The sequence below is a fragment of the Parafrankia discariae genome (assembly GCF_000373365.1).
Lineage (GTDB): Bacteria > Actinomycetota > Actinomycetes > Frankiales > Frankiaceae > Parafrankia > Parafrankia discariae.
Genome location: NZ_KB891252.1, coordinates 258,934 through 283,258 on the forward strand (window position 1 = coordinate 258,934; position 24,325 = coordinate 283,258).

The 24,325-nt window shown below is 71.6% G+C and carries 20 protein-coding genes and 1 tRNA gene; 7 read left to right on the forward strand and 14 right to left on the reverse strand.

Translation table 11 applies throughout. The features are described 5' to 3' along the window. Position 1 precedes the first annotated feature (1 nt). From B056_RS0128615 to B056_RS0128630, 4 genes are all read right to left on the reverse strand, one after another. The gene (locus B056_RS0128615; protein WP_018505272.1) at positions 2-847 is read right to left on the reverse strand and encodes an ABC transporter permease; all 846 of its coding nucleotides are present in this window, start codon (positions 845-847) and stop codon (positions 2-4) included. Continuing rightward, positions 844-1,758, reverse strand: coding sequence for an ABC transporter ATP-binding protein (locus tag B056_RS0128620; protein ID WP_018505273.1), 915 nt, complete (start codon positions 1,756-1,758; stop codon positions 844-846). Before B056_RS0128620 ends, B056_RS0128615 begins: the two co-directional genes overlap by 4 nt. A gap of 152 nt (positions 1,759-1,910) precedes the next feature. Continuing rightward, positions 1,911-2,651, reverse strand: coding sequence for an HD domain-containing protein (locus tag B056_RS0128625; protein ID WP_018505274.1), 741 nt, complete (start codon positions 2,649-2,651; stop codon positions 1,911-1,913). A 144-nt stretch (positions 2,652-2,795) separates the two neighbouring features. Beyond that, complete coding sequence (locus tag B056_RS0128630) at positions 2,796-4,352, reverse strand: hydantoinase B/oxoprolinase family protein (RefSeq protein ID WP_018505275.1); 1,557 nt, start codon at positions 4,350-4,352, stop codon at positions 2,796-2,798. Positions 4,353-4,649: 297 nt separating this feature from the next. Between B056_RS0128630 and B056_RS0128635 the strand changes: the two genes are divergently transcribed. From B056_RS0128635 to hpnH, 4 genes are all read left to right on the forward strand, one after another. Beyond that, positions 4,650-6,299 carry an NAD(P)/FAD-dependent oxidoreductase gene (locus tag B056_RS0128635; protein WP_018505276.1) on the forward strand — a complete coding sequence of 550 codons (1,650 nt, stop codon included), beginning with the start codon at positions 4,650-4,652 and terminating at the stop codon, positions 6,297-6,299. A gap of 810 nt (positions 6,300-7,109) precedes the next feature. Continuing rightward, on the forward strand, positions 7,110-7,583 hold the full coding sequence (locus B056_RS0128640) for a peroxiredoxin (RefSeq protein WP_018505277.1): 474 nt from the start codon (positions 7,110-7,112) through the stop codon (positions 7,581-7,583). Positions 7,584-8,153: 570 nt separating this feature from the next. Further along, positions 8,154-8,525 carry a hypothetical protein gene (locus tag B056_RS0128645; protein WP_018505278.1) on the forward strand — a complete coding sequence of 124 codons (372 nt, stop codon included), beginning with the start codon at positions 8,154-8,156 and terminating at the stop codon, positions 8,523-8,525. A 1,178-nt stretch (positions 8,526-9,703) separates the two neighbouring features. After that, entirely contained in the window at positions 9,704-10,702 is a 999-nt protein-coding gene (hpnH, locus tag B056_RS0128650) for an adenosyl-hopene transferase HpnH (RefSeq protein ID WP_018505279.1), read from the forward strand. A 123-nt stretch (positions 10,703-10,825) separates the two neighbouring features. Here the strand turns inward: hpnH and B056_RS0128655 are convergent, their stop codons facing one another. Then, positions 10,826-11,680 (reverse strand): helix-turn-helix domain-containing protein, encoded by an 855-nt coding sequence (locus tag B056_RS0128655; RefSeq protein WP_018505280.1) that lies wholly within the window; start codon positions 11,678-11,680, stop codon positions 10,826-10,828. A gap of 447 nt (positions 11,681-12,127) precedes the next feature. On the opposite strand from B056_RS0128655, the gene B056_RS0128660 reads away from it, so the two are divergent. Then, positions 12,128-12,367, forward strand: a complete 240-nt coding sequence (locus B056_RS0128660; protein WP_026240249.1) for a hypothetical protein — start codon at positions 12,128-12,130, stop codon at positions 12,365-12,367. 196 nt (positions 12,368-12,563) lie between these two features. On the opposite strand, the gene B056_RS0128665 is transcribed toward B056_RS0128660, so the two are convergent. From B056_RS0128665 to B056_RS0128680, 4 genes are read right to left on the reverse strand one after another with little or no spacing between them, the layout of a single operon-like run. Next, complete coding sequence (locus tag B056_RS0128665) at positions 12,564-13,535, reverse strand: LLM class flavin-dependent oxidoreductase (RefSeq protein WP_018505282.1); 972 nt, start codon at positions 13,533-13,535, stop codon at positions 12,564-12,566. Between the two features lie 47 nt (positions 13,536-13,582). Then, a complete protein-coding gene (locus B056_RS0128670) occupies positions 13,583-14,731 on the reverse strand; it encodes an XdhC family protein (protein ID WP_018505283.1) in 1,149 nt (382 codons plus the stop codon). Beyond that, complete coding sequence (locus tag B056_RS0128675) at positions 14,724-15,872, reverse strand: vWA domain-containing protein (protein ID WP_018505284.1); 1,149 nt, start codon at positions 15,870-15,872, stop codon at positions 14,724-14,726. Before B056_RS0128675 ends, B056_RS0128670 begins: the two co-directional genes overlap by 8 nt. Next, a complete protein-coding gene (locus tag B056_RS0128680) occupies positions 15,869-16,747 on the reverse strand; it encodes an AAA family ATPase (protein WP_035753104.1) in 879 nt (292 codons plus the stop codon). The genes B056_RS0128675 and B056_RS0128680 overlap by 4 nt, the downstream gene beginning before the upstream one ends. Before the next feature lie 51 nt (positions 16,748-16,798). Between B056_RS0128680 and B056_RS0128685 the strand changes: the two genes are divergently transcribed. After that, on the forward strand, positions 16,799-17,437 hold the full coding sequence (locus B056_RS0128685; RefSeq protein ID WP_018505286.1) for a nucleotidyltransferase family protein: 639 nt from the start codon (positions 16,799-16,801) through the stop codon (positions 17,435-17,437). 35 nt (positions 17,438-17,472) lie between these two features. Here B056_RS0128685 and B056_RS39775 read toward each other — a convergent pair whose 3' ends face one another. Then, positions 17,473-17,973 carry a hypothetical protein gene (locus tag B056_RS39775; RefSeq protein WP_051105764.1) on the reverse strand — a complete coding sequence of 167 codons (501 nt, stop codon included), beginning with the start codon at positions 17,971-17,973 and terminating at the stop codon, positions 17,473-17,475. Between the two features lie 321 nt (positions 17,974-18,294). Here B056_RS39775 and B056_RS38360 point away from each other — a divergent pair, with 321 nt between their 5' ends. After that, positions 18,295-18,939, forward strand: a complete 645-nt coding sequence (locus B056_RS38360) for a DUF302 domain-containing protein (protein WP_018505287.1) — start codon at positions 18,295-18,297, stop codon at positions 18,937-18,939. Positions 18,940-19,528: 589 nt separating this feature from the next. On the opposite strand, the gene B056_RS0128705 is transcribed toward B056_RS38360, so the two are convergent. The 4 genes from B056_RS0128705 to B056_RS0128720 form a co-directional block, all read right to left on the reverse strand. Next, positions 19,529-19,619: transfer RNA gene (locus B056_RS0128705), tRNA-Ser, on the reverse strand. Positions 19,620-19,764: 145 nt separating this feature from the next. Further along, entirely contained in the window at positions 19,765-22,110 is a 2,346-nt protein-coding gene (locus B056_RS0128710) for a [protein-PII] uridylyltransferase (protein ID WP_018505289.1), read from the reverse strand. Positions 22,111-22,275: 165 nt separating this feature from the next. Continuing rightward, the gene (locus B056_RS0128715; protein ID WP_020463624.1) at positions 22,276-22,614 is read right to left on the reverse strand and encodes a P-II family nitrogen regulator; all 339 of its coding nucleotides are present in this window, start codon (positions 22,612-22,614) and stop codon (positions 22,276-22,278) included. Then, positions 22,611-23,894 carry an ammonium transporter gene (locus tag B056_RS0128720; protein WP_026240250.1) on the reverse strand — a complete coding sequence of 428 codons (1,284 nt, stop codon included), beginning with the start codon at positions 23,892-23,894 and terminating at the stop codon, positions 22,611-22,613. The genes B056_RS0128715 and B056_RS0128720 overlap by 4 nt, the downstream gene beginning before the upstream one ends. Positions 23,895-24,325 lie beyond the last annotated feature (431 nt).

The following is a 24,325-nucleotide window of genomic DNA, read 5'->3' on the forward strand; positions in this document are numbered from 1 at the left end:
GTCAGGAGACCTCGCGGCGCAGGGTACGGACGAAGCCGGCCACCAGTGGCACCAGGACCCACAGCGCGGACGAGACCGCCATCTGGCCGAGATGACCGTCGAACCTCGCCTCCTGCATCCAGGTCGTCGACCGCGCGCTGTCCAGCCAGGGGCTCAGCTTCCGCAGGACGCCGAACGAGAAGACGACACCCCACAGGGTCGGGACGAGATAAACGCTCACGATCGCGGCCGCGCTCGAGCCGAACAGCGCCGCGAAACCCATCGCCGAGACCGTCCCGACCACCGAGGCGAGGACGAATCCCAGGACGAGCAGGCCCCAGGGGTGGTCGGCGACGACCGAGCGGTCGAGTCCCCACCCGGCGACCGCCATCCCGCCCAGCGCGATCGCGAAGGTCGCGACGACCGCGAGCAGGGACAACAGCACGCCGACCGTGAGCTTCGCGGTCAGCACCCGCGCGCGGCGCGGCTCCTGGGTGAAGGTCACCAGCACCGTGCGCTGCGTCCACTCGCTGGTCAGGGCCAGGATCACGACGACCGGCAGCAGCACGCCGTACCCGACCGAGCCGAAGCCGAGGTAGACCGACGCCCACTGGTCGACGTCGTCCGGGAGCAGGAGCGGGACCAGCTGGCACAGGACGGACACCGCGGTGGCGACGGCCAGCAGCCAGCGCGTGGCCCGGGTGCCCAGGCACTTGTCCCACTCCACCCGCACCAGCCGGGCGAACGGGATCGGCGCGGCGGCGGGCCGTGCGGCGGCGGGCCCTGGTGTCACGGCGTCGGGGCCGGGGCCGGGGCCGGGGCCGTCGGTTGTCGTGGCGGTCTGCGTGGCGCGGGCCGCGGCGGTCATCGGGCCACCTCGGTCCGCGTGGGGCGGGCCGTGGTGAGCGAGAAGAAGAGGTCCTCGAGGGTTCCGTGGTCCGCCGGGCGCAGCTCGGTCACGAGCACACCGGCACCGGCGGCGGCCCGGGCGACGTCCGCCGCGGTCGTGCCGGACGAGGCGTCCACCAGCAGGGTCCCCTCCGGGCTCGGGGTGAACGGGATCGCCGCCCGGGACAGCGCCGCCGCCAGCCCGGGCCGGTCCGGCGCGCCGACGATCACCCCGGCCGGGGCGAGCAGCTCGTCCAGCCGCCCGCGGGCCACCACCGCGCCCGCGGCGATGACCACGAGCCGGTCGACGGTCGCCTGCACCTCGCCGAGCAGGTGGCTGGACAGCAGCACCGTCCCGCCGCGCGCGGCGAACTCCCGCAGCAGCCGGCGCATCCAGGCGATGCCCTCCGGGTCGAGGCCGTTCGCCGGCTCGTCGAGGATGAGGACGTACGGTTCACCGATCAGCGCCTGGGCGAAGCCGAGCCGCTGACGCATCCCCAGCGAGTAGGTGCCCGAGCGGCGGCCGGCCGCCGGGCCGGCCAGACCGACCAGTTCGAGCATCTCCTCGACCCGGGGGCGGGGGACGCCGGCCAGGTCCGCGGCCGTCCGCAGGATCGCCCGGCCGCTGCGGCCGCGGTGGGTGGCGGACGCGTCCAGCAGCGTGCCGACCGCGCGGGAGGCGTTGGGCAGCGCGGCGAACGGATGTCCGTCGATGGTGGCCTGGCCGGCGTCCGGCCTGGTCAGACCTGTGATCATCCGTAGCGTGGTGGACTTGCCGGAGCCGTTCGGGCCGAGGAAGCCCGTCACCGTCCCCGGCTCGCAGGTGAAGGAGACGTCCCGTACGACGGTGGACGCTCCGTAACGTCTGGTCAGCGACTCGACGCGAATCATGGCGATGATCGTGCCGGCCGCTGCCGGCCGCGCACATCCGCCGAACGGCGACTCCGCGTCGACTACCGGCTCTGTCTCCGTTACCGGCTCTGTCTCCGTGTGGTCCCACGATGGCCGGAAGGCGATCCGGGCCGGCGGCCGAAAGACAGCCTTCAGGTCAGGGACAGCGCCGAGAGCTCGCGGTGGAGGTTGGCCCGGGCGGCCGGCTCCCAGTGCCGGCGGGCCCAGGAGGTCGCGTAGATCTCCCCGTCCAACAGATGCCGCAGGACGGCGCCGCGCCCGGAGGCCCAGGTGTCGCCGCCGACCCAGGCGTACTCCAGGCGCACCCGGCGGACGTACCGGTCGTAGGCGGGCGCGGGACGCGCGAGCACCCGCAGGTCGGCGTCGTTGACGAACGCCTCGTCGGCGGGGCCCGACCGGTGCCCCGCCGTGGCCTCGACCAGGCGGCACACGTCGGCGATCGCCTCGGCCCGGCAGCCGAGGCGGGTCAGGACGCCGGCCGCGAGCTCGGCGGAGCGCTGTTCGTTGTCCCGCGCGCGGGAGTCGTAGACGACGTCATGGAAGTGCACGGCGAGCAGGCAGACCGGTGGCCGCACCCCGCTGGCCTCGGCCCGGTCGGCGGCGATCAGCAGGTGGAAGGCGGCGGTCGTCTCCGCCACGTGCCGCAGGGTGTGGTAGTGCCGCCCGGGTTCCTGATACCTCCGGACGAGATCCACGAACGCGGCGACCCGTTCCCCCGGGTCGGCCGTCGCACCGACCGCGACCAGCGCGCCGTCGAACGCCCTGGCCAGCGGCGAGCGTGGCGCAGGGGCGATCACCGCCGCGGCGGGAAGGGTCACGGCCGCCATCACGGCGCCACCGACGCCGACACCAACACCGAACTCAGCCTCCATGTGGCCTCCCGGTCCCTCGCATCCCGGTCGGGTCACCCTCGATCGTGAACGCTACGTGGTCCTTTCGCAGCCGATTGCCCGGATCTGTCGATCACACCTTTGGTTTATAGGTCGCCTGGTTTATAGGTCGCCGGTCCAGCCGGTCTACAGGTCGCCGGGTGGCGGGCCCCATCCGCCACCGCCCGGCGTGCGCAGAGTGACCACCGACCCGGCGGGGAGCTGCCGGCTCGCCTTGGGCGGGAGCGGAACACCGTCGACATCGTTGTGGCCGACCGCGCCGGGCCCACCGCCCGCCACCCCGCCGGGCGCGTGCCGCCGCCGGTCGGTCAGGACGGACAGCGTCGCCGGCTCCAGCACCCGCACCGAGCGCACGAGGCCGTCCCCGCCGGGGTGCCGGCCGGACCCACCCGTGCCGTCGACCAGCTCGTAGCGTTCCACCCGCATCGGGTACTCCAGTTCGAGCGCCTCGATCGGGGTGTTCAGTGTGTTCGTCATCCCCACGTGCACCCCGGAGGGACCGCGGCCGCGGGCGGACGCGCCCTGGCCCCCGCCCAGCGTCTCGTAGTACGTCCAGGTCGCGCCACCGATCACCAGGTTGTTCATCGTCCCCTGCCCGGGCGCCGCCAGGACGTCCGACCCGGTGCCGACCGCCAGCCGCAGGGCGGCCAGCACCGTGTCGGCGATGCGCTGCGAGGTCTCCACGTTGCCCGCCACAACGGCGGACGGACGGCGCGCGTCGACCAGCGAACCGGGCTCGGTCACCACGGTCAGCGGGGCGTAGGTGCCGTCGCCGGTCGGGACGTCGTCGGGCAGCAGCACCCGCAGCGCGAAGCAGCAGGCGGAGCGGGTCACGGCCCGCGGACAGTTGATGTTGCCACGCACGGCCGGTGACGTGCCGGTGAAGTCGACGGTGATGCCGTCGCCCTCGATGGTCACCGCGACCCGCAGCGCGATGTCCCGGTCGTCGACGCCGTCGCCCTCGAGCTCGCTCTCCACCTGGTAGACACCGTCGGGCAGCCGCGCGATCACCGCCCGGCTGCGCCGCTCGCCGTAGCGGAGTACCTCGGCGAACGACTCCAGGACGAGCCCGGTGCCGTGCCGGCGCGCGAGCTCGGCCAGCCGGGTGGCGGCCAGCCCGTTCGCCGCCGCCTGGGCGCGCAGGTCACCGCGGCGCAGGTCCGGTGTCCGCGAGTTCGCGCAGATGAGGTCGAGCAGGTCCTCCTGCCAGTGCCCCGCCCGGACGAGCCGGACCGGCGGGATGATCAGCCCCTCGGCGAAGATCTCGGTCGAGTCCGCGGGCATCGACCCGGGACGCATCCCGCCCATGTCGGAGTGGTGCGCCCGGGTGGCCGCGTAGCCGACGACCTCGCCGGCGCGCTCCCCGTCGAGCGTGAGCGGGGAGATCAGCGTGACGTCGGGCAGGTGGTTCCCGCCGGAGAACGGGTCGTTGAGCACCCACACGTCGCCGGGCAGCGCCCCGCGCCCGGCGACCACCCGGACCGATTCGTACAGGGCGCCCAGGTGCACCGGCACGTGGGCGGCCTGCGCGATCATCCGGGCGTCCGCGTCGAAGATCGCCGCCGAGCAGTCACGCCGCTCCTTGATGTTGGACGAGTACGCGCTCCGGACGAGCAGCGTCCCCATCTCCTCGGCGATGCCGCCCAGCGCACTGGACACCACCGACAGCGTCACCGCATCCATGCCACCAGCGTGGCAGCTTGCCGGCCCCGGCAGCGCCGGTCCGGGCCCGGCGACGACGCCACCCGGCGCGAGAAATCTGGATACTTGCCACAATTGGTAATTTTGCCGCAAAAGATAAATAACACCCGATACCCGAAGAACTACCCATCCATCAGGGTTTATATTGCGTTTATCTAGACCAACGGACGAATAAGTGATTCAGTACGCGACTGTGAAGGGATCGGGGGATCTCGAGGGCCGACAAGCGGAGCGAGACCCGCTGATCATCTCCGAAAGCGGCGTACAGGGAGTCACGCAATGAGCGAGTACGACTATTCGGTTGCCATTCTCGGCAGCGGCATCGCCGGCTCGACACTGGCCAACATCCTCGCCCGCCACGGTCACAGCGTGGTACTCATCGACAGTGGAACACATCCACGATTCGCGCTCGGGGAATCGACGATCGGCGAGACGACCTATCTGCTGAAACTTCTCGCGCAACGCTTCGACGTCCCCGAGCTCGGCCATGTCAGCAGCTTCGAGGGCGTCCGGCGGCACGTCTCGTCCGCGTGCGGCGTGAAACGCAATTTCGGCTTCGTCTACCACCGGGAGGGGGAGGTCCAGGACCCGGAGGAGGTCACGCAGTGCAGCGTCTCGGAGTTCCCGAACGGGCCCGAGATGCACATGCACCGCCAGGACATCGACTCCTACCTCTTCTACTCGGCGGTGCGCCACGGCGCCCACCCGCGGCAGCGGACCTCCGTCGACCACATGGAGATCACCGACGACGCGGCCACCCTGACGACCCGGGCCGGCGAGCGGATCCGGGTCCGCTACGTCGTCGACGCCTCCGGGCGGAACTCGGTCCTGGCCAACCAGTACGGCCTGCGTGAGGACCCCTGCCGGTTCCGGACCCACTCGCGGACGCTGTTCACCCACATGGTCGGGGTGCGGCCGTTCGACGAGGTGACCCGGCCCAGCGGACAGCCCTCACCCTGGCACCAGGGGACGCTGCACCACATCTTCGACGGCGGATGGCTGTGGGTGATCCCGTTCGACAACCACCAACGCGCCACCAACCCGCTGTGCAGCGTCGGCCTCAACCTCGACACCCGCCGTTTCCCGAAACAGCCCGGTGTCACCGCGGACGAGGAGTGGCAGACCTACCTGGGCCGTTTTCCCAGCGTTGCGCGCCAGTTCGCCGCCGCCCGGCCCACCTGGGACTGGGTGTCCACCGGGCGCACCCAGTACTCCAGCACCCGGACGGTGGGTGACCGCTGGGCCATGATGAGCCATGCCGCCGGCGCCGTCGACGCGCTGTTCTCCCGAGGCATGGCGAACACGATGCAGGTCATCTACGCCTTCGCGCCCATGCTCATGGACGCCCTCGCCGACGGCGACCTCTCGGCCGAACGCTTCGCCTCCATCGACCAGCTCAACCAGACGATCCTCGACGTGAACGACCGGCTGGTGGCCGGCTCGTACACGTCGTTCCGGGACTTCGACCTGTGGCGGGCATGGTCCAAGGTGTGGTTCATGGCCTGGAACCTCGGCATCTCACGGATCGTCGGCACCTACTTCGGCTTCCTCGAGCGGGGCGACCCGGCGCTGTTCGACCAGCTCTTCGACGCCCCCTTCCCCGGCACCTTCTGCCCGGACCTGCCGGAGTTCCAGGATCTGTTCCGCCGGCTCGGCGGTGTGCTGGACGAGGTCGAGCAGGGCCGGGCGACGCCCGCCGAGGCGGTCGGGCGCCTCGCGGACCTGCTCGGCACCGCCGCCTTCCTGCCCGAGCCGCTGCGCCTGGGCGACGTCCTGCGCAGATGGCACGACGGTTCCTTCGACGCCCAGCGCCAGATGTACGAATGGGGGCGCTCGGCCTCGCCGCGACCCCTGCGCCGCTGGTACGACTACGACCTCGACGTGCTCCTGGCCCGTACCGGCGCCGTTCCGCAACCCGCCGCGTTCTGAACCTGCCGCGTCCGTGCGTCCCGCTGCCGCCCGGACACCTCGCTGCCCGGGCGGCAGCGGAATCCCCGGAACCACGAATCACGCTCTCCGGATACAACGGGAAATGCCAGCCCACCGCTGTTCCAGCGTGCCGGTGACCTGCCGCGGATCCCGGCCTGAGCGGCCGGCCTTCGCCCGGAGCGGTACCAGGTCGGTAATCCCGGCCGGCCATTCTTCCGGCCCGGAACGCCAAGTTGACTGCGTTACCCGGAAACCGGGACCATCGCCACGGTTCAGAGTCCTTGGTCCCGCAACAGAGAAACAATGACCAGGCGTTGCCGCGGCACCAATCCCCACGCCGCGGCCCAGCCCGGAACAGGCCCCCGCGCTCCGCACCGTCGGCGCACCGCGGTCCGCGCGCCCGCGGCCCCCTCGCACCCGCGTGCCCGCGTGCCCGCGAGTTCTCGATTCACGAGCGCCGGCCCCAGGTGTCCCGGGCTCCTCCGCCTCACTTCCAGCCGAACCCCGCCCCGCCCCCGTACCCGCCGGGTGACCGGGTGACCGGAAGACGGACGGAAGGCAGCGAAACAGACGAAAACATGACACGCCGCTTTACGACACCGGTACGGTTACCTAATTCAGTCATCGACCACGGCCTGGCCGTCATCCAGGACGGGTGCGGGTCCAGCGACCGGCGTCCCGTACCCGGTCCCGCCGCGGCGCACCCGGAAGGAAACCAGATGTCGACTCGCCTCGACGATCCCACCAGGCGGATCCACCCCGGCCGCGCCGCGACCGGCGGGCCGCTCGGCCAGTCGGCGGAGGCCTGAGATGGCGACGCCCGCGATCGGCCAGCCGGCGCCCGACTTCACGCTGCCCGGCCTGACCCTGACCGGAGAGGAGGCCACCCGGTCCGAGTTCACCCTCTCCGCGGAGCGGGGGCACCCGGTCGTTCTCGCCTTCTACCCGGGTGACAACACTCCGGTCTGCACGAAGCAGATGTGTTCCTACGCCGCCGGCATCGAGGTGTTCCGTGACCTGGGGGCCCTGGTCTGGGGAATCAGCCCGCAGGGACTCGACAGCCACGAGGCCTTCGCCCGGTCGTATTCTCTCAGCTTCCCCCTGCTCGCGGACACCGACCGCAAGGCCGTGAAGCAGTATGGCATCTCCCTGCCAGGGCTCGGGCTGCGCCGGTCGGTGTTCCTCGTGGACGCGGAGGGCGTACTACGTTGGAAGCAGGTCGGGCTGATCGGAGTGACCTACTCCGATGTGGAGACGATCGCCAAACAGCTCGCTCAGTTCTGAACGCGTGCTCGGCACGGCTTGTGGTGTCGTGGGCGGCCCGTCCGGCTGTCGGGTCGGACGGGCCGCCCACGGAACGACTGTGGATCACCGGTCGGGTGGGGGCCTGGCGCCGCGCGGCGGGCGCCGCGATTGCCGCAGCCGTAGGGCAGACGAGCCGGGGCGCCCATCCGCCTCGCCAGCACCGCCTGCTCCTGAGTCTCGTCACCTACCTGACCTGCGATTATACAAATTCAGGTATAAAATCCCACGGACCTCTCAAATTATGCACTCGCGACACTCTAATGGCCTAGTCAGGCGATCACTGTGCGAAGTGCTCCGCCAATGCACGGGTCAGATCTGCCCGAATCCTGGTGAGATGACCCTGACAGGCACCCGCGAGTTGGCATTACCGGGAGAGAGGGCCGCCACGGCATGGCGCTCGACGACCCGGAGAGTGCCCCCATTTTCAGGTGGGGCGAAATGCGGATAAGGCTCGGGACCTGGTGGTTTGCACGAGCGGACCGATCCGCCGACGACGAGGGCAGTGACCTGGCTGCCCTGGAAGAAGTTGATGATCACGTGGGAGGCGACATGAACAGCGTCGACGTTGCACTGAAGGAATCGCTGGAGATCGAAGGAGCTACCGGGGTCGCCCTCGTCGACTTCACGAGTGGGATGACGCTCGGCAAGCTGAGCAACATCCACAATTTCGATCTGGAGATCGCGGCCGCCGGGAACACCGAGGTCGTCCGGTCGAAGATCCGCACCATGGAGAGCCTGGGCCTGCAGGACACGGTCGAGGACATCCTCATCACCCTGGGTCGCCAGTACCACCTGATCAGGCTTCTGAGCAGCCACACCGGGCGCGGCCTGTTCCTGTATCTGGTGCTCGACAAGAGCCGCGCGAACCTGGCGATGGCCCGCCACCGGTTGCGCACCATCGAGTCGCGCCTGGACATGTGACGTCCGCCCGCTCGTGGTCGGCCGCCGCCGGCACAGCCCGCCCGGGCGGTGCTCCCGCGGCGGGGCCGAACCACGAGTGCGCCGGTGCCGGCCCCCGACGACGCTGACCGGCACCGGCTCCCGACAACACTGACCGACCCCAGACCCTCACCCGACGGCTCTGACCGGCCACCGGCCTCGACGACACAGTCCGGCACCCGCCCGGAACGCGTCGGCTACGACGCGACCCCGGTTCCGAACCTCCTGGCGCGCCCGACCGGAGCGGCCATCCATGGCCCGCCGCGCACGCGTCCCCCTCCGACGCCCCCGGCTTCTCCACCGTTCCGCGCCCGCCACCTTCTCCACCGTTCCGCGCCCGCCACCTTCTCCACCGTTCGGCGCCCGCCGCCTTCTCCGCGCCCTCGGCTTTCACACACCCGCGGCCTTCCGCGCGTCCGCGGCTTCCGCCTTCCGGTGGGCCCGTCGCCTCGGCGGCCTCCTCCGTCTCCCCCGATCCGGGATGGCCACGGCGGAGCGTCTGCTCCCCCGCATACACGTCGATCGCCTCCGCCGGCCGCCGGGACCGACTCCGGCAGGCCCCCCCGTGCGGGTATCGGCGCCCCGATGCCGCCCTGGGACACAGCTGCGCCCCGGGGCCCGAGCCCGGCGCCGGTGCCCGCCGGGACGTACCGCGTGACCGGGGTCTTCAGTCCGGCGGCGGCATCCGCCGGCCCGCCCCCGTCCCGGTACCGGATGGCACGGTGACCCGCCCGCCCGATGACCCGGCACGTTCGGGCGCGGCGCATTTCCGCCCACCGGGTTACGGTCGTGACTCCGACGTGCTTCGCCGGGCCCGACTGGCCGGGCAACGGGTTTCACGGGTGCTTGCGCGAGCAGTCGGACGTCCACCGATTCGACGGGCCTGCGGCCCTTGACGACGACCCCGGACAGGCCCAAAGGTCCAGTTCGACGTGAGACCGCGGTAGCCGGCGGGTAGGTGAAAACCGGATCTCACTCCGGTAAACGGGCTGGTGGCGAGATAGCCCGACGGAAAGAAGATCTCGCCCGGCCGGTTAAGTAGCTCTCATCGAAGAATTTTTCCAGGAACTAGATAAGGCGCCTCCTTAGACTTAAGGGAGCGGTACGGCATCGCGACTCCACCCACCAGGCGAACGTAGATCAACACCGGAAGGGTGAATATGAGCATTCCGCGGCGTCAGGCGATCAAGATCGGTGCCTATCTGCTGAAGCAGAAAATCGCACGTCGAGACAAGTTCCCGATCACGCTCGAGCTGGAACCGCTGTTCGCGTGCAACCTCTCCTGCGAGGGCTGCGGCAAGATCCAGCACCCCGCGGACGTCCTCAAGCAGCGCATGCCGGTCGAGCAGGCGCTGGCCGCCGTCGACGAGTGCGGCGCGCCCGTCGTGTGTCTGGCGGGTGGCGAGCCGCTGATGCACCCACAGATCGAGCAGATCGTGGAAGGCCTGGTCAAGCGCAAGAAGTTCATCTACCTCTGCACGAACGCGGTGCTGCTCCCGCGCAAGATCGACAAGCTGAAGCCCTCGCCGTACCTGTCGCTCGCGGTGCACATCGACGGGCTTGAGGACCGCCACGACGAGTCCGTGGCGAAGAAGGGCGTCTTCGCCCAGGCCGTCGACGCGATCAAGGACGCGCAGGAACGCGGATTCCGGGTGACGACGAACACCACGTTCTTCAACACCGACACCCCGCAGACCGTCATCGAGGTCCTGGACTTCCTGAACAACGACCTCAACGTCGACGGCATGATGCTCTCGCCGGCCTACGCCTACGAGAAGGCCCCTGAGCAGGACAAGTTCCTGGGCGTCAAGGAGACTCAGGAGCTTTTCCGCAAGGCGTTCGCCGACGGCCGGCGCAAGCGCTGGCGCATCCAGCACTCGCCGCTGTTCCTCGACTTCCTCGAGGGCAAGGTCGACTTCCCCTGCACGGCATGGGGAATTCCGTCCTACTCCCTCTACGGCTGGCAGAAGCCGTGCTACCTGATGGGTGACGGATACGCCTCGAGCTACAAGGAGCTTCTCGAGACGACCGACTGGGAGTCGTACGGCCGGGGCCGCGACCCCCGCTGTGAGAACTGCATGGCGCACTGCGGCTACGAGCCGACGGCCATCGCCGCCACGCTGACCTCGCTGCGGGAGTCCATCCGCGCGACGCGCTGAGACCCTCGGCGAGCGGATGCGGAAGACGATCTCGGTGACGGCGGTCGCGTCCTCCGACCGGAGGGCGACGACCGCCGCGCCGAGGTCCTCCACGCGCCCGCGGCCCGCCGGTTCCAGCGGCCGTCACGCCACCTTCGGGAACTGTTTCTTGAGGCGGTCGATGAGGGTGACGGTGGCCTCCTCCGAACGAGCCATCGCGCCCCACCCCTCGATGAACAGGCCGTCGTAGCTGAGGCCGACCCAGCGACCGGTGAGCCGGTCACCGTGCGGGTGCAGCGAGAGGAACAGCGTGCCCTTCGACCGGACCGGGCCGTCGACCGCCGCGTACCACCCCATGACGACCTCGTTGTCGAAGACCCGCAGCTCGCCCGACCACAGATAGCCGCCGTCCTCCAGGGCCAGCCCGCGCGAGACCGCCTCGATGTGGAGGACCTCGCCGGACTGCGCCACGCTGACCTCCTGCGAGGACTGGACCTCCGCACCGTCCCGGAAGGTCTGCCAGGACGTCCACCACCGCCCCGACAGGTCGATCCGGCTCGGTGCCGGGGGCCCGGTCGGTCCGGACCGGGGCGCGGGCACGCCCGGCGCGCTCGACGGTGCCGGGCGCCCCGATGATGCCGGCGCGTCGGACGATGCCGGCACGACCGGCAGGGCCGCGGCCGCTGCCGGCCCGACCGCGACGGCGCCGCCCCCGACGATGAGCTGTCGGCGATCCGTGATGTCCACCTCCTCCTGGGCTCCCCGCCAGATGACGCCAGCCTGACCGCCCTTGTCCTCCAGCCACGCGTGGCTGCGCAGCTCGACGAGCACACCGCCGGCGTTCAGCTCCGCGTCGATCGCGGCCACGAGCGACTGCGACGGCACGCCGAGCAGGCCGCGCTCGGCCTTCGAGAGGTAACTCGGTTGGTAACGCACCCGGTTGGCCAGCTGGGCTTGACTGAGCCCGGCGGCCTTCCTGCGCTGGACGATTTCACCCAACAGGCTGGCGAGACAGGGTTGTATGTGCTTCACATCGTCTACCCGGGGTCCTCGGTTCTGGTTCGTCGCAGACCGATTCCAGCTGGTCTGACTGCTGTCACACCCAAGCGGGCGAGGCACCGGCCGCCAGGACCGCCACAATTCGTCCGCTGATCTCCCGCGCTGATCGTGCCATACCGGACCGGATCATCGGCCGCGCCGCATTCGACGCGCCGGTGGCTCTGTGTCGCTTCCTCCGGATGTCCGCAGTATGACGCCACTCACACCCTCGCCCGATCACCCGCGATGGTGAACCGTTGGTCGAGGGGAGAGGGGATGCCACCCAGCAGGAACACCGCCCGGACCGGAGCGATACATGACAAAGGGGCGCCCACTCGTCGACGGCGACGCAGTGGCATTAAATTCATTCAAAAAAGCTGAATTTTTCTCTCGCAGAGCGAGGCCGACGTGACGACGCCGAGCCCTCTGCACCCCCCGTCCGAGGAGAGCTGGCGGCGCGCTGAGCACGCCGTGCGCGGGAAGTGGGCGGCACCCGGCGCCTACGCCGTCGTGCTCGTCGACGACGCCGGATCCCCCACCTCCGTCGTCGGAACGTTCCCCGGCCCGATGTCAGCCGAGATGTACGGGCGGATCGTCGGCACCGACTTCCGCGTGGTGCGGGTGGACCCGGCCAAGACGGAGCTCTGACCGCACCGGCCGCCACCCACGAACACGAACCCGATACGCGGGCCGGAATCCCGAACGCGGGATTGCGGGGTCCCGAAAGCCTGATGCCCGAAGCCGGTTCGGGCTTCGGGCATCAGGCTTTCGGGAACCTCGGGTCAGGGATCAGCACGGTCCGAGCGGGTACGGGCCAGCCCGGCACGGGCCAGGTGGGTGCGGATCAGCGGAAGGCCGGCAGCACCTCGTGCTCGAACAGGCGGAGGCTTTCCCACGCCGATTCGGGCGGCATTCCCCCGCACAGCGGGTGGAGCTGGGCGAACGGGAAGGGCGCCGCCTTCTGCTCGGCCACGAACTGCTCGGGCGTCAGCACCCGGTACTGCCCGGTCGTGCGCAGCTGGTCGGCGTCGGGAGACGTGCGATACGGGGAGGCCGCGTTGTTCTGGGCCTGCCAGATGCCGTAGGCGTTCGTCTCGTGCAGGAAGAACGGCGACATCCGCTTCCAGCCCTCGTCGACGTCCTCGGCGAGCGCGACGACCCGGTTGGCGCCGATCGGGCTCTGCCCGGGATCGGGCCGGCCGAGCTTCTGGACCTCGTCGCGGTAGAACTCCCAGATCTCCGGCAGCGTGGGAACGAAGCCGTCGGCGATGCGCGCGGCGCGGCGGGCGGCCGGCTCACTGCTGCCACCGAGCGAGATCTTCGGGCCACCGGGACGGAACGGACCCGGGGTGAGGTGGACCGTCCGACCGCGGTACTCGAACGGCTCGCCGGTGAACGCGGCCTTGAGGGTCGTCACCGTCTCGGTCACCCGGCGCCCGCGTTCGGACATCGGGACGTCGAACAGGGCGAACTCCTCGCGGACGTAACCGCCCGCGATGATCAGGTCGACGCGACCCTTGCTGAGATTGTCGAGGAAGATCAAATCCTCGGCGAGGCGCAGCGGGTCGTGAAACGGCGCGATGAGCGCCGCGATATTGAAACGCACCTTCGTGGTGCGGGCGGCCATCGCCGCGAGCATCGGGATCGGGCTGGGCAGGTAGCCGTCCGGCGAACCGTGGTGCTCCGAGACCGCAATGGTCACGCAGCCCAGCTGGTCGGCCCACTCGGCCATGTCGAGGGCCGCCGCGTAACGGTCGGCCATAGTCGTACCGGCGAGGTCCGGATTACGGAAGTCGAAGCGTAAGGCGAACAGCACGGCCGGAGAGTAACAGGAATCAGATCCGCGCGATCGGCCTGCGGGGCTCAGCCATCCTGGGCGGGCGCGGGCGGGTCGTGGTGGATCGGGCCGGACAACTCCCGCAGCTGGGCGCCCGATCCCCCGTGCCGGGTCGCGATGATCTCCGCGGCGATGGAGATCGCGGTCTCCTCCGGCGTGCGCCCGCCGATGTCCAGGCCGATGGGCGCGTGCAGGCGGGCCAGGTCGGCGGCGGAGAAGCCGAGCTCCCGCAGCCGTCGCGCGCGGTCGGCGTTGGTGCGGCGCGACCCCATGACCCCGAGGTAGGCCAGCGGTCGGCGCAGCGCCACCTCCAGCAGCGGCACGTCGAACTTCGGATCGTGGGTGAGCACGCAGACGGTCGTGCGCTCGTCCACCGCGGTCGCGGCGAGGTAGCGGTGCGGCCAGTCGACGACCACCTCGTCGGCCTCGGGGAACCGCTTGCGGGTGGCGAACGTCGCCCGCGCGTCGCAGACGGTCACCCGGTAGCCGAGGAAGGTGCCGACCCGGGCCAGCGCGGCGGCGAAGTCGATGGCGCCGAAGACGATCAGCCGCGGCCGCGGCGCGTAGGAGGCGACGAAGACGGCACTGTCGTCACCGCGCCGCTCGCCGTCCGGGCCGTAGCGGACGATGCCCGTCCGTCCCTGCTCCAGCATCCCGCGCGCGTCGTCGCGGACGGCCGCGTCGAACCGCGCGCTGCCCAGCGTGCCCTCCACCGACCCCGGCCGGACGACGAGGCGGGACCCGACCGGGCCGGCACCGGCACCGTCGATGCTGCTGCCCGCCCCGCTGACCAGCGTCGCGACCGCGACCGGCCGGCCGTCCCGGACGTCGGCGAGGATCCCGCCGAGCTCGGGGAACGTCCGCCGGCTCACCGCCTCGACGAAGACGTCGACGATGCCCCCGCAGGTCAGGCCGACCGCGAACGCTTCGTCGTCGCTGACCCCGTAACGCTGCAGGACGGGGACCGACGTCGAACGGCACTGCTCGGCCAGGTCGTACACGGCCCCCTCGACGCAGCCGCCCGAGACGCTGCCCACGGCCGAGCCGTCGGGGGCGACCGCCATCGCGGCGCCCGGCTGACGCGGGGCCGACCTCCAGGTGCCGACGACCGTCGCCAGGCCCACGGTCTCCCCCCTCTGCCACCAGCCCTCGAGCTCGGGGAGCACGTCACGCATCGGTGATCACCTCGGCAAGTCCGCGCAGGGCCTCGAACGTATGCCCGGCGAGCAGGTCGTCCACGTGGGGAAGCGCCGCGGACATGCCGGCGGCGGTCGGGGTGAACCCGGCGCGGCCGGTGTGCGGGTTCACCCAGAGGACCCGGTGCGCGAGCCGGGCCAGCCGGGCCATCTGCCCGGCGAGCAGGGTGACGTCGCCACGCTCCCACCCGTCGGACACGATGACCACGACCGCCTGGCGGGCGGTGCCCCGCTGCCCCCACAGGTCGAGGAAGGCCCGCAGCGACTCGCCGAGGCGGGTGCCCCCGCTCCAGTCGGGAATCACCTCGCCGGCCACCCGCAGCGCCTCCCCCGCGTCCCGCAGCCGCAGCGGACGGGTGAGCCGGGTCAGCCTGGTCCCGCAGGTGAACACCTCGGTGGCGAACGGGGCGACCCGGACGGCGGCGTGCGCGAAGCGCAGCATCACGTCGGCGTAAGGGCTCATGGAACCGCTGACGTCGACGAGGAACACCAGCCGCCGGGGCCGTACCCGTGGGCGGGCGCGGACCAGCTCACCGGGCTCGCCGCCGTCGCGCAGCATGGCCCGCACGGTGCGACGCGGGTCGAGCCCGCGGTTCCCACCGGCCCGGCGCCGGCGACTCGGACGGGAACCGACCCGGGGAGCGAGCAGGCCGACAAGCCTGTCGATCTCGGCCCGCTCCGCCGGGCTCAGGTCCGCGACGTCGCGGTGGCGCAGCAGCTCGACGTCGCTCGCGCCGGCCGGCAGCGGGTCGACCCGGCTGTCGTCGCCGTCGTCACCGGGGGTGCCGGCCCGGCTGGACGGCCAGGCCCGCACCACGCGGGACGACGGCGCGGTGGCCCCGGCTCCGGGGCCAGGCCGATCGGGCCCCGCGGCGGGACGTCCACGGAACCACTCGTCGAACAGCGCGTCGTAGCGCGCCAGGTCGTCCGGTTCGGCGCACAGGGCCAGGCGACCGGCCCAGTACACGTCGGCGGCGCTGGTGGGATCGAGGTGGGTGAGCGCCTGGACGGCCGTCGCGACCCGGCTGGCGTCCGCCGCCGCGCCGGCGCCGCGCAGCGCGCGGGCGAACCCGGTCAGGGCGACCAGCGGGTCCGGGCCGGCGGAACGGCAGGTGCTCATGTCGGCCCGCCGACGATCTCGTCGAGCTCCCGCTCGACACGGACGATGTCCTCCCGGTACTTCAGCACCGCCCCCAGCGTCATCCGCGCCGCCGCCCCGTCGAGGCGGGACCGGCCGAGCGTGTGCAGGGCCAGCGCCCAGTCGATCGTCTCGGCGATGCCGGGCGGCTTGAGCAGGCTCGCCTCCCGCAGCCGCGCGGCGGCCCGGGCGACGTCCGCGACGAGCTGGTGCGCCGCCCCCGGCACCCGCCGGCGGACGATCTCCACCTCCCGGGCGAAGTCCGGATGGTCCAGCCACAGGTAGAGACAACGGCGTTTGAGGGCGTCGTGCACCTCACGGGTCCGGTTCGAGGTGATCACCGTCAGCGGCGGGACGTCCGCCCGGATCGTGCCGATCTCCGGGACCGTCACCGAGCTCTCGGCGAGCACCTCGAGCAGGAACGCCTCGAACTCGTCGTCGGCGCGGTCGATCTCGTCGATGAGCAGGACGGCGGGGCTGCGCTCAAGCGCCCGCAGCACCGGTCGGGCGATCAGGAACCGGCGGTCGTACAGCGAGGTCTCGATCTCGCCCGGGTCCGCGGTACCGGCGGCGGCGCGCAGGTGGAGGACCTGGCGCGGGAAGTCCCAGTCGTACAGCGCCTGGCTCGCGTCGATGCCCTCGTAGCACTGCAGGCGGAACAGGCTGGCCCGGCAGATCGTGGCCAGCGCGTGCGCCAGCGCGGTCTTGCCGACACCGGGGTCGCCCTCCACGAACAGCGGCCGGCCCATCCGCAGGGCGAGGAACGCGGCGGTGGCGACGCCGTCGTCCGGCACGTACCCGGCCGCGTCGAGCGCGCCGGACACCGCCGCCGGGTCGGCGAAGTCACGTAACGGCATGACCGCGAGTATGCCCATCACCGCCGTCCGGCTCCCGGCACACTGGCCGGCATGACCGGAAACGCACCGGCCCGGATCGTCGCGGCAGTGCTCGCGGCGGGCGGCGGCAGCCGGATGGGCCTGCCGAAGGCCGAGCTCGTCGTGGGCGGGGCCCGGCTGGTGGATCGCGCGGTGGCCGCCGCCCGGGACGCCGGCTGCCCCTGGATCATCGCGGTGGTCCGGGACGGCACGGCCGTCGCGGGCGCGGACGTCGTCGTGAACCCCGACCCCGGGCGCGGGCAGCGCAGCTCGCTCACACTCGCGCTGGACCGCGCCGCGGCCGGCGCGGCCGGCGCGAGGGGTCCGGCGGGGGTGGACGCGGTGGCGGTGCTGCTGGTCGACACCCCCGGGATCGGCGCGGACGCGGTGCGCGCCGTCCTCGCGGCCTGGCGGCCGGGCCGGGTCGCCGTCGGCCGTTACGACGGCCGGCGCGGACATCCGATCGTCATGGCGCCGCGGCTGTGGCGGGCGGCGATCGCGCTCGCCGGAGCCGACGAGGGCGCGCGCCGCTTCCTCACCGCGCACCCGGACCTGGTCGACGAGGTGCCGGTCCCGGGCGATCCCGCCGACCTCGACACGCCGGAGGACGTGCGGCGCTGGCCCGGTTCCGCGTCAGGCCGCGCCGCTCGCGCCGGAGGCCGGCGGGAGTAGGGCGCGGCCTGACGGCGTCCCGGGCCAGCCGCTCCTTACGCCGCCACCCAGCGCCAGCCGTTGTTGTCCGCGCAGACAATCGCCTCGCCGTTGCCCGCCACGCCACGCACGCCGTGGTCGGCGTTGCGGCAGATCTGGCCGGCCTTGTAGCAGTTGCCGGCGCCGCTCAGCGGATGGCAGCCCGGAGCCGCCGCCGCGGCGGCCGGCGGAGCGGCGGCGGCCTGCTGGGGCGCGGCGGCCTGCTGGGGCGGAGCGGCCTGCTGGGGCGGAGCGGCGGCAGCGGCCGGCGGTGGCGCGGCGACCCGCTGGGGCGCGGCTGCGGCGGCGGCCGGCGGAGCGGCGGCGGCCGCCGGAACCGGCTGCTGGACCGCCGAGTGGGTCGCTGGCGGCGGGGCCGCCGGCGTAGCCACCGGGGACGTAACCACGGCGGGTGTCGTCACCCGCACCGGTGTCGGGGACGACGTCGGCGCTGTCGAGGTCGAGGTCGAGGTGACCGCCGCCGGCGAGGCTGACCGGACGGAAGCCGCGTCGTTCACGGGCGGATCAGACGTAGCACCGACGATAATGAACAAAGCGAGCAGGACCGTGATCGTCCCACTGGTCTTGGGATGGCGCCGGCACCAAAGCCAGGCACGCCGAAGAAAGCCCACTGCACCCCCCTGCATGTGACTCTCGACCGAGAGCGATCGCGACGATACGCCGCGGATGGTCACCGACGGCAAGAAGATGCCGAAAACCGCGGAACCTGGGGGAACGGAGTGCTTCCATTGATCCATCGATGACTTACGAGTGCGTCGCCGCGCGGACGGGTCTGATCCGGTTCTTCAGGAGGCGGTGCCCGGGGTACAAGCCACGGCATGGGACCCGCCATCACCAGTCAGCCGGTTCACACCGTCGCGCATGAGGTGCACAGGCTCGCGGTGGACGTCGGCACCTCGTTCCAGGACTTCCGCGAACGCTACGAGCGTGCCGTCCCCCGGTTCGACGAGGAGCGTTTCGCCGCTCTCGCGCGGGAGAACGCCGCCTGGGCGACCGTCGTCCGCGCGACCCACGAGAACGCGCCGCACGGTTTCATCATCTACTGGAGCTTCGACAGCTCGCCGCTCATGGAGCTCGCCGGCGACCGGGGGCGCTGCGTCGAGTACCTGATGGGCAATCATGTCATCGCCCAGCGAATGTTTCACCACAATCCCGGCGTGCTGCTCTACGCGCCACTGCGCACCGCCATACACACCACCCCCGAGGGCAGGATCTGGTTCACCGTCGACCAGCCCAGCACCCGGTTCGCGAGCTTCGGCGATCCCGCGATCACCGAGGTCGGAACCGATCTCGACCGCGAGCTCGCGGCGCTGCTGGAGTACCTGGACGTCCCGGTCCCGGACGCCCTCGAATCAGAAACGGCGGCCGAGGCCCCGAACAACCGCGGCAGCGCCTCAGGGCCTTCCCGGGCCCGCCCCACCACCCGGCCAGCCGCCCACACGCACTCCCGGAATCGTCCCTGAACAGGTTTGCATGCAGTTGATCGTGGTGTTCCGCGGAACACCACGCCGGGACTCCCGCGGGCTCGTGGTCACCGCGAACCAGGCTCGATCCTGGTGTTCCACGGAGCACCAGGACCCACACGCGACCCACCGCGGCTGACAGCTCCGCAGGGGCCGAACCCCACACGTCCGCCACGGTCACCTCCTTCTCCTCCCGGCCGCCGGTTCGCGCTCACCGAGAGCCTCGACGGCGCCTTCGTCAGCCATCTCAAGCACCGGCCGGTCCAGGACGACGAGCGTGAGACCGTCGGCGCGGCCTGGGACAACGGGGTGCTTCCCGACGAGCGCGGTGGGCCCGTCCAGCTCCGGTACCTGATGTCCAGGCGGCTCGGCCACTCGTCGTCGTCGACCACCGCGAACCTGTACGTCCATCTGCCGCGGTCGGCGGGGCAGCAGGCGGCGGAGACAGTGGCCGCTGCGATCCCCCGCCCGACGCGACGTCCGCACCATGTCCTCACCAGCAGTGGTGAGAGCTCGGGGATTTCACAGGGCGGAAGAGAAGTGCCTGGCCAGCGGCCCGTCCGAGGTGGACGGGCCCGACCGCGAGGGGCGGAGGCTCGGGGATTTGAACCCCGGAGGGGGTATAAGCCCCCAACCGCATTAGCAGTGCGGCGCCATAGACCGGACTAGGCGAAGCCTCCTGAGTGTGCGTCACCAAGCATAGCGTCCCGCGCGGCGAACCAGACCCCGCCCCTCCCGGCGTTTGCCGCGACATGTCGCTCCCGTGCGCGGACCGGGCGCCACCCGGCGCCGCGGAACCGCCCTGTGCCACGGAACCGCCGGAGATCAGCCGGGCGTCTCGGTGCTCAGGGCGGACATGACGGCGGTCGCCACCTCCGCTCGCCGCGCGCCGTCCAGGAGCCGTGGTGCGGTGAGGCCGGTCGCGGCCGGGTCCTCGACGTAGAAGGCGTCGACGACGTCGAGGCCGAGGGTCGCGACGATGGCGGTGCGGACGTCCAGGCCGGTCCCGGCGAGCGCGCCGGTGATCCGGTGCAGCACCCCGGCGCGGTCGGGGGCGCGCACCTCGATGACCGTCGTCGAGCCGGAGTCGTCGAAAATCACCTGCGGCGCGCCCGGCGTGTTCCACCGACGGGTGGTGGCGTAGTCCTGTTCCCGGCCGGCCAGGCGGGCGGTGACGTCGAGGGTGCCGGCCAGGGCCGCGCGCAGGTCGTCGCGCAGCCGTCTCGGGTCCGGGCGGTGGCCGTGCGCGGAGGCGACGGCGGCCTGCAGCAGCGAGCGGCCGTCGGCGCCCCGCGCGGAGGCTCGGCGGACGTCCAGCCGGTTGAGCGCGAGGACGCCGGCGGTGGTCGCGAGCAGGCCGACCTGGTCGGCGGTGACGACCACGATCTCGAACATGCCCTCGTCGGGGAGCGGGTTGACCTGCACGGTGAGGTCGTCGGGCAGGGCCAGCAGGGCGGTCTGCCGCTCGGTGAGCGCGGGCGGGCACGGCGGCGCCTCGCCGTCGAGCACGGCGGTGGCCCGGTGGACGAGGTCGGCGACGAGCCGGGCCTTCCAGGCGTTCCACGCGGTCGGGCCGGTGGCCTTCGCGTCGGCTTCGGTCAGCCGGTGCAGCAGAGTGAGCACGCGCACGCTGCCGGCCGCGGCCGCCACCGACTCGATGGTGGCGGGGTCGTCGATGTCGCGGCGGGTCGCGGCCTCGGTCAGCAGCAGGTGATGGCGGACCATCGCGACCAGCACCTCGGTGTCCTCGGGTGGCAGGCCCAGCCGGGGCGCCAGCGTCCGGACGATGACGATGCCGGCGTCGGTGTGGTCTCCCGGGTATCCCTTGCCGATGTCGTGCAGCAGCGCGCCGAGCAGCAGCAGGTCGGGCCGGTCGACGTCCCTGGTGTGGGGGGCGGCGCGGGCGGCGGCCTCGATCAGGTGCCGGTCGACGGTGTACCGGTGGTAGGGGTTGCGCTGCGGCTTGCTGCGCACCGCCGCCCACTCGGGGATCAGCCGCACGAGCAGCCCCACCTGGTCGAGGGACTCCAGCACCCGCACCGCGGCGTCCCCGGTCGCCAGCAGGCTCACCAGGTCGTCTCGCGCGGCCTCGGGCCACGGCTCGGGCATCGCCGGCGCCTCGCGCCCGAGGCGGTCCATGGCGTAACGCCCGAACGGGACGCCGGTGCGCGCCGCGGCGGCCGCCGCCCGGAGCACCAGCCCGGGGTCGGCGGCGGGCTCGGCGTCGCGGGCGAGCTGGATCTCCCCGTCCTGTTCGACCACGCCCTCGTCGAGGGGGCGGCGGACCGGCCGGCGCAGCCGGGTACGGATCTTCGAGCGTTGCGCGGCGGCCACCCGGTACCAGGTCGTGTCCCAGGTCCAGGAGATCGTGCGGCCGGCGTCCGAGATGGCCCGGGACAGCGCGACGGAGTCGGGGTAGCCCAGTGCCGCGGCCACCGCCGTGCCGTCCTGCAGGAGCAGGCGGTCCTGCGCGCGGCCGTGGCTGAGCCGGCGGACCTCGCCGCGGGCGTCGAGCAGCACCCGGTAGGCCGTCTGGACCCGCTCCGGCGGCGCCTCGGCGACCCAGGCGGCGGCGAGCGCGTGCAGCGCGTGGACGTCCCGCAGGCCGCCCCGGGCCTCCTTGAGGTCGGGTTCCAGCAGGAAGGCGAGCTCGCCCAGCCGGCGCGCCCGCTCCGCGACCGCCTCGGCGAGCTCGGGCAGGCGGCGCGACGCGCGTTCCCGCCACCGGCTCCGGACCCGTTCCAGCAGCGTGTCCGCGAGGGCCGCGTCGCCGTGGAGCACGCGGGCGTCGAGCAGGCCGAGTGCCGCCTTGAGGTCGGAGTCGGCGACGGAGACGGCCTCGTCCACGGTGCGGACGCTGTGGTCCAGGCCGACGCCGGCGTCCCACAGCGGATACCAGATCGCGTCGGCGACGGCGGAGATGTCGCCGCGGCGGCCGGCACGGCCCTCCCGGCCGTCGTGGACGAGCACGAGGTCCAGGTCGCTGCCGAACGCGGGCTCGCCCCGCCCGTAGCCACCGACCGCGAGCAGCGCGATCCCGGGCCCCGGTTCCCCGAACAGCTCCCCGAGGGCTGTGTCGGCGAGCTCGACCAGTGCCTCCCGCAGCGCGGGCCCGGTCTTATCGGGAAAAGCGTCCACCCTGCCCCGCAGGGCCTGGAGCCTGTCGTTCACCCGCCACCCCCGTCGTACTGGGTCCTATCCCCCGCCCACGCAGTCTGTCGCGGTTTCTCGCGCGATGTTCACGGTTCCGCGCCACGATGTTCGCCGCGGCTTCACCGAACCGAAAAGAAAGGGGGCGCGCCGTAACAGGCGCGCCCCCGGATGTTCTTCCCGGTCTTACAGGGCGTCGGAGCCCCGCTCACCCGTCCGCACACGGACGACAGCGTCGACCGGGACAACCCACACTTTTCCGTCGCCGATCTTGCCGGTCTGCGCGGACGTCGTGATCGCGGTGACGAGCTCGTCCACGGCCTCGTCGTCCACCACTACCTCGATCTTGATCTTGGGGACGAAGTCGACCTTGTACTCGGCCCCGCGGTAGACCTCGGTGTGGCCCTTCTGTCGTCCGTAGCCCTGCACTTCGGAGATCGTCAGCCCGTGGACGCCGATGCCCTCGAGGGCGGTCTTGACGTCGTCCACCTTGAACGGCTTGATCACTGCCGTCACGAGCTTCATGCTTTGGCCTCCTCAGGCACCTTGGCCGCGGTGACGGCGGAGGTGAAGCCGCTGCCGCCGATGGACGTCAGCCGGTAGGCCGTCTCACCGTGCAGCGCCTCGTCGAGGCCGATCTCCTCGTCCTCGTCCGAGACCTTCAGACCGAGCGTGTACTTGAGCGCCAGCGCGAGCAGGGCGGTTACGACCGCCGAGTAGCCCAGCGTCGCGCCGACGGCCAGCGCCTGCTCGCCCACGACGCTCCACGGACCGCCGTAGAACACGCCGTCCTTGCCGGCCTCGTTGGTGTCGAGGGTGGCGAAGAAGCCGGTCAGCAGCGCACCGAGCACACCGCCGACCAGGTGGACGGCGCCGACGTCGAGCGAGTCGTCGATGCCGACCTTGCCCTTGACGGACGTCGCCAGCGCGCAGATCGCACCCGCCAGCAGACCGATGGCGATCGAGCCCATCGGCGAGACGAACCCACAGGCCGGGGTGATCGCGACCAGACCCGCGACGGCACCGGACGCGGCACCGAGCGTGGTGGCCTTGCCGTCGCGCAGCCGCTCGATCGCGATCCAGCCGAGGATCGCCGTGGCCGCGCCGATCTGGGTGTTGAGCAGCGCGATCGCGGCGACCTTGTTCGCGCCCAGCGCCGACCCGGCGTTGAACCCGAACCAGCCCACCCACAGGATGCCGGTGCCCAGCAGCACGAACGGCACGTTGTGCGGGCGGAAGTCACCGGTCGGCCAGCCGCGCCGCTTGCCGAGGAAGATCGCCAGCACGATCGCGGCGATACCGGCGTTCGCGTGGACGACGGTGCCGCCCGCGAAGTCGAGCGCGCCCCGCTTGAACAGCCAGCCGCTGCTCGCCCACACCCAGTGCGCGATCGGCGAGTAGACCAGGACCGACCACAGCGTGACGAAGATCGCGAAGGAGCTGAACTTCATCCGGTCCGCGGTGGAGCCGGTGATCAGGGCGGGCGTGATGACCGCGAACATCATCTGGAAGGCGACGAAGGCGACGTACGGGATCGCCCCGTCACTCGCGGTGAGATCCTGAAGCGCGAAGAAGTCGAAACCGCCCCAGAAACCATTACCTTCACCGAAGGCGACACTAAATCCGACGACCGACCACACCAGTGTGATCATTCCCATGCAGAAGAAGTTCTGCATGAGCATGCCGAGCACATTCTTCGCACGGACCATTCCGCCGTAGAAGAACGCCAGGCCGGGCGTCATGAAGAGCACGAGTGCGGCGCTGACGAGCACCCACGCGGTATCGCCCGAGCTCAATTCGTCCATGTCTCTCCCGTCATTCCCCCCGCGCGCACCGCGCGGACTGCGCTACCCCGGTCCCCGGCCACGCTGCGCTCGTCCCGGTCCTTCGGCCGAAGAGTCGATAAGATCTGTTCCGATCTAGTGTCTTTCCTGTTTCTGACATGTGAAATCGATTAATTGGGCGACCCATGCTCCCCGAGGTTGGTCTCAGCGTGGGCGTTCCGGGACTCTCCGTGTCGTTCGGCGTGCTTCCGTGACTGTACAACTGCATACAGTTACGGTGCGACGTCGTGACCAGTGTTCCGACGGAGGGCTGCCATAGCGCCGGCAGCCCGCCCCACGAGGCCTGCACTATCCCCCGATCGGGTACATCTCCGCCCGTTTCGTCCCCGTCCGGGGACCCACCAGGTAACGTCAATGTAAGTACGCCGGCACTCGAAACAGACAAAGGTTCC

Excerpts from the sequence above, each read along its gene's own strand:
- B056_RS0128615 (WP_018505272.1), bottom strand. The coding sequence starts at position 847 with ATGACCGCCGCGGCCCGCGCCACGCAGACCGCCACGACAACCGACGGC.
- B056_RS0128620 (WP_018505273.1), bottom strand. The coding sequence starts at position 1,758 with ATGATTCGCGTCGAGTCGCTGACCAGACGTTACGGAGCGTCCACCGTC.
- B056_RS0128625 (WP_018505274.1), bottom strand. The coding sequence starts at position 2,651 with ATGGAGGCTGAGTTCGGTGTTGGTGTCGGCGTCGGTGGCGCCGTGATG.
- B056_RS0128630 (WP_018505275.1), bottom strand. The coding sequence starts at position 4,352 with ATGGATGCGGTGACGCTGTCGGTGGTGTCCAGTGCGCTGGGCGGCATC.
- B056_RS0128635 (WP_018505276.1), top strand. The coding sequence starts at position 4,650 with ATGAGCGAGTACGACTATTCGGTTGCCATTCTCGGCAGCGGCATCGCC.
- B056_RS0128640 (WP_018505277.1), top strand. The coding sequence starts at position 7,110 with ATGGCGACGCCCGCGATCGGCCAGCCGGCGCCCGACTTCACGCTGCCC.
- B056_RS0128645 (WP_018505278.1), top strand. The coding sequence starts at position 8,154 with ATGAACAGCGTCGACGTTGCACTGAAGGAATCGCTGGAGATCGAAGGA.
- hpnH (WP_018505279.1), top strand. The coding sequence starts at position 9,704 with ATGAGCATTCCGCGGCGTCAGGCGATCAAGATCGGTGCCTATCTGCTG.
- B056_RS0128670 (WP_018505283.1), bottom strand. The coding sequence starts at position 14,731 with ATGCGTGACGTGCTCCCCGAGCTCGAGGGCTGGTGGCAGAGGGGGGAG.
- B056_RS0128675 (WP_018505284.1), bottom strand. The coding sequence starts at position 15,872 with ATGAGCACCTGCCGTTCCGCCGGCCCGGACCCGCTGGTCGCCCTGACC.
- B056_RS0128680 (WP_035753104.1), bottom strand. The coding sequence starts at position 16,747 with ATGCCGTTACGTGACTTCGCCGACCCGGCGGCGGTGTCCGGCGCGCTC.
- B056_RS0128685 (WP_018505286.1), top strand. The coding sequence starts at position 16,799 with ATGACCGGAAACGCACCGGCCCGGATCGTCGCGGCAGTGCTCGCGGCG.
- B056_RS38360 (WP_018505287.1), top strand. The coding sequence starts at position 18,295 with ATGGGACCCGCCATCACCAGTCAGCCGGTTCACACCGTCGCGCATGAG.
- B056_RS0128715 (WP_020463624.1), bottom strand. The coding sequence starts at position 22,614 with ATGAAGCTCGTGACGGCAGTGATCAAGCCGTTCAAGGTGGACGACGTC.
- B056_RS0128720 (WP_026240250.1), bottom strand. The coding sequence starts at position 23,894 with ATGGACGAATTGAGCTCGGGCGATACCGCGTGGGTGCTCGTCAGCGCC.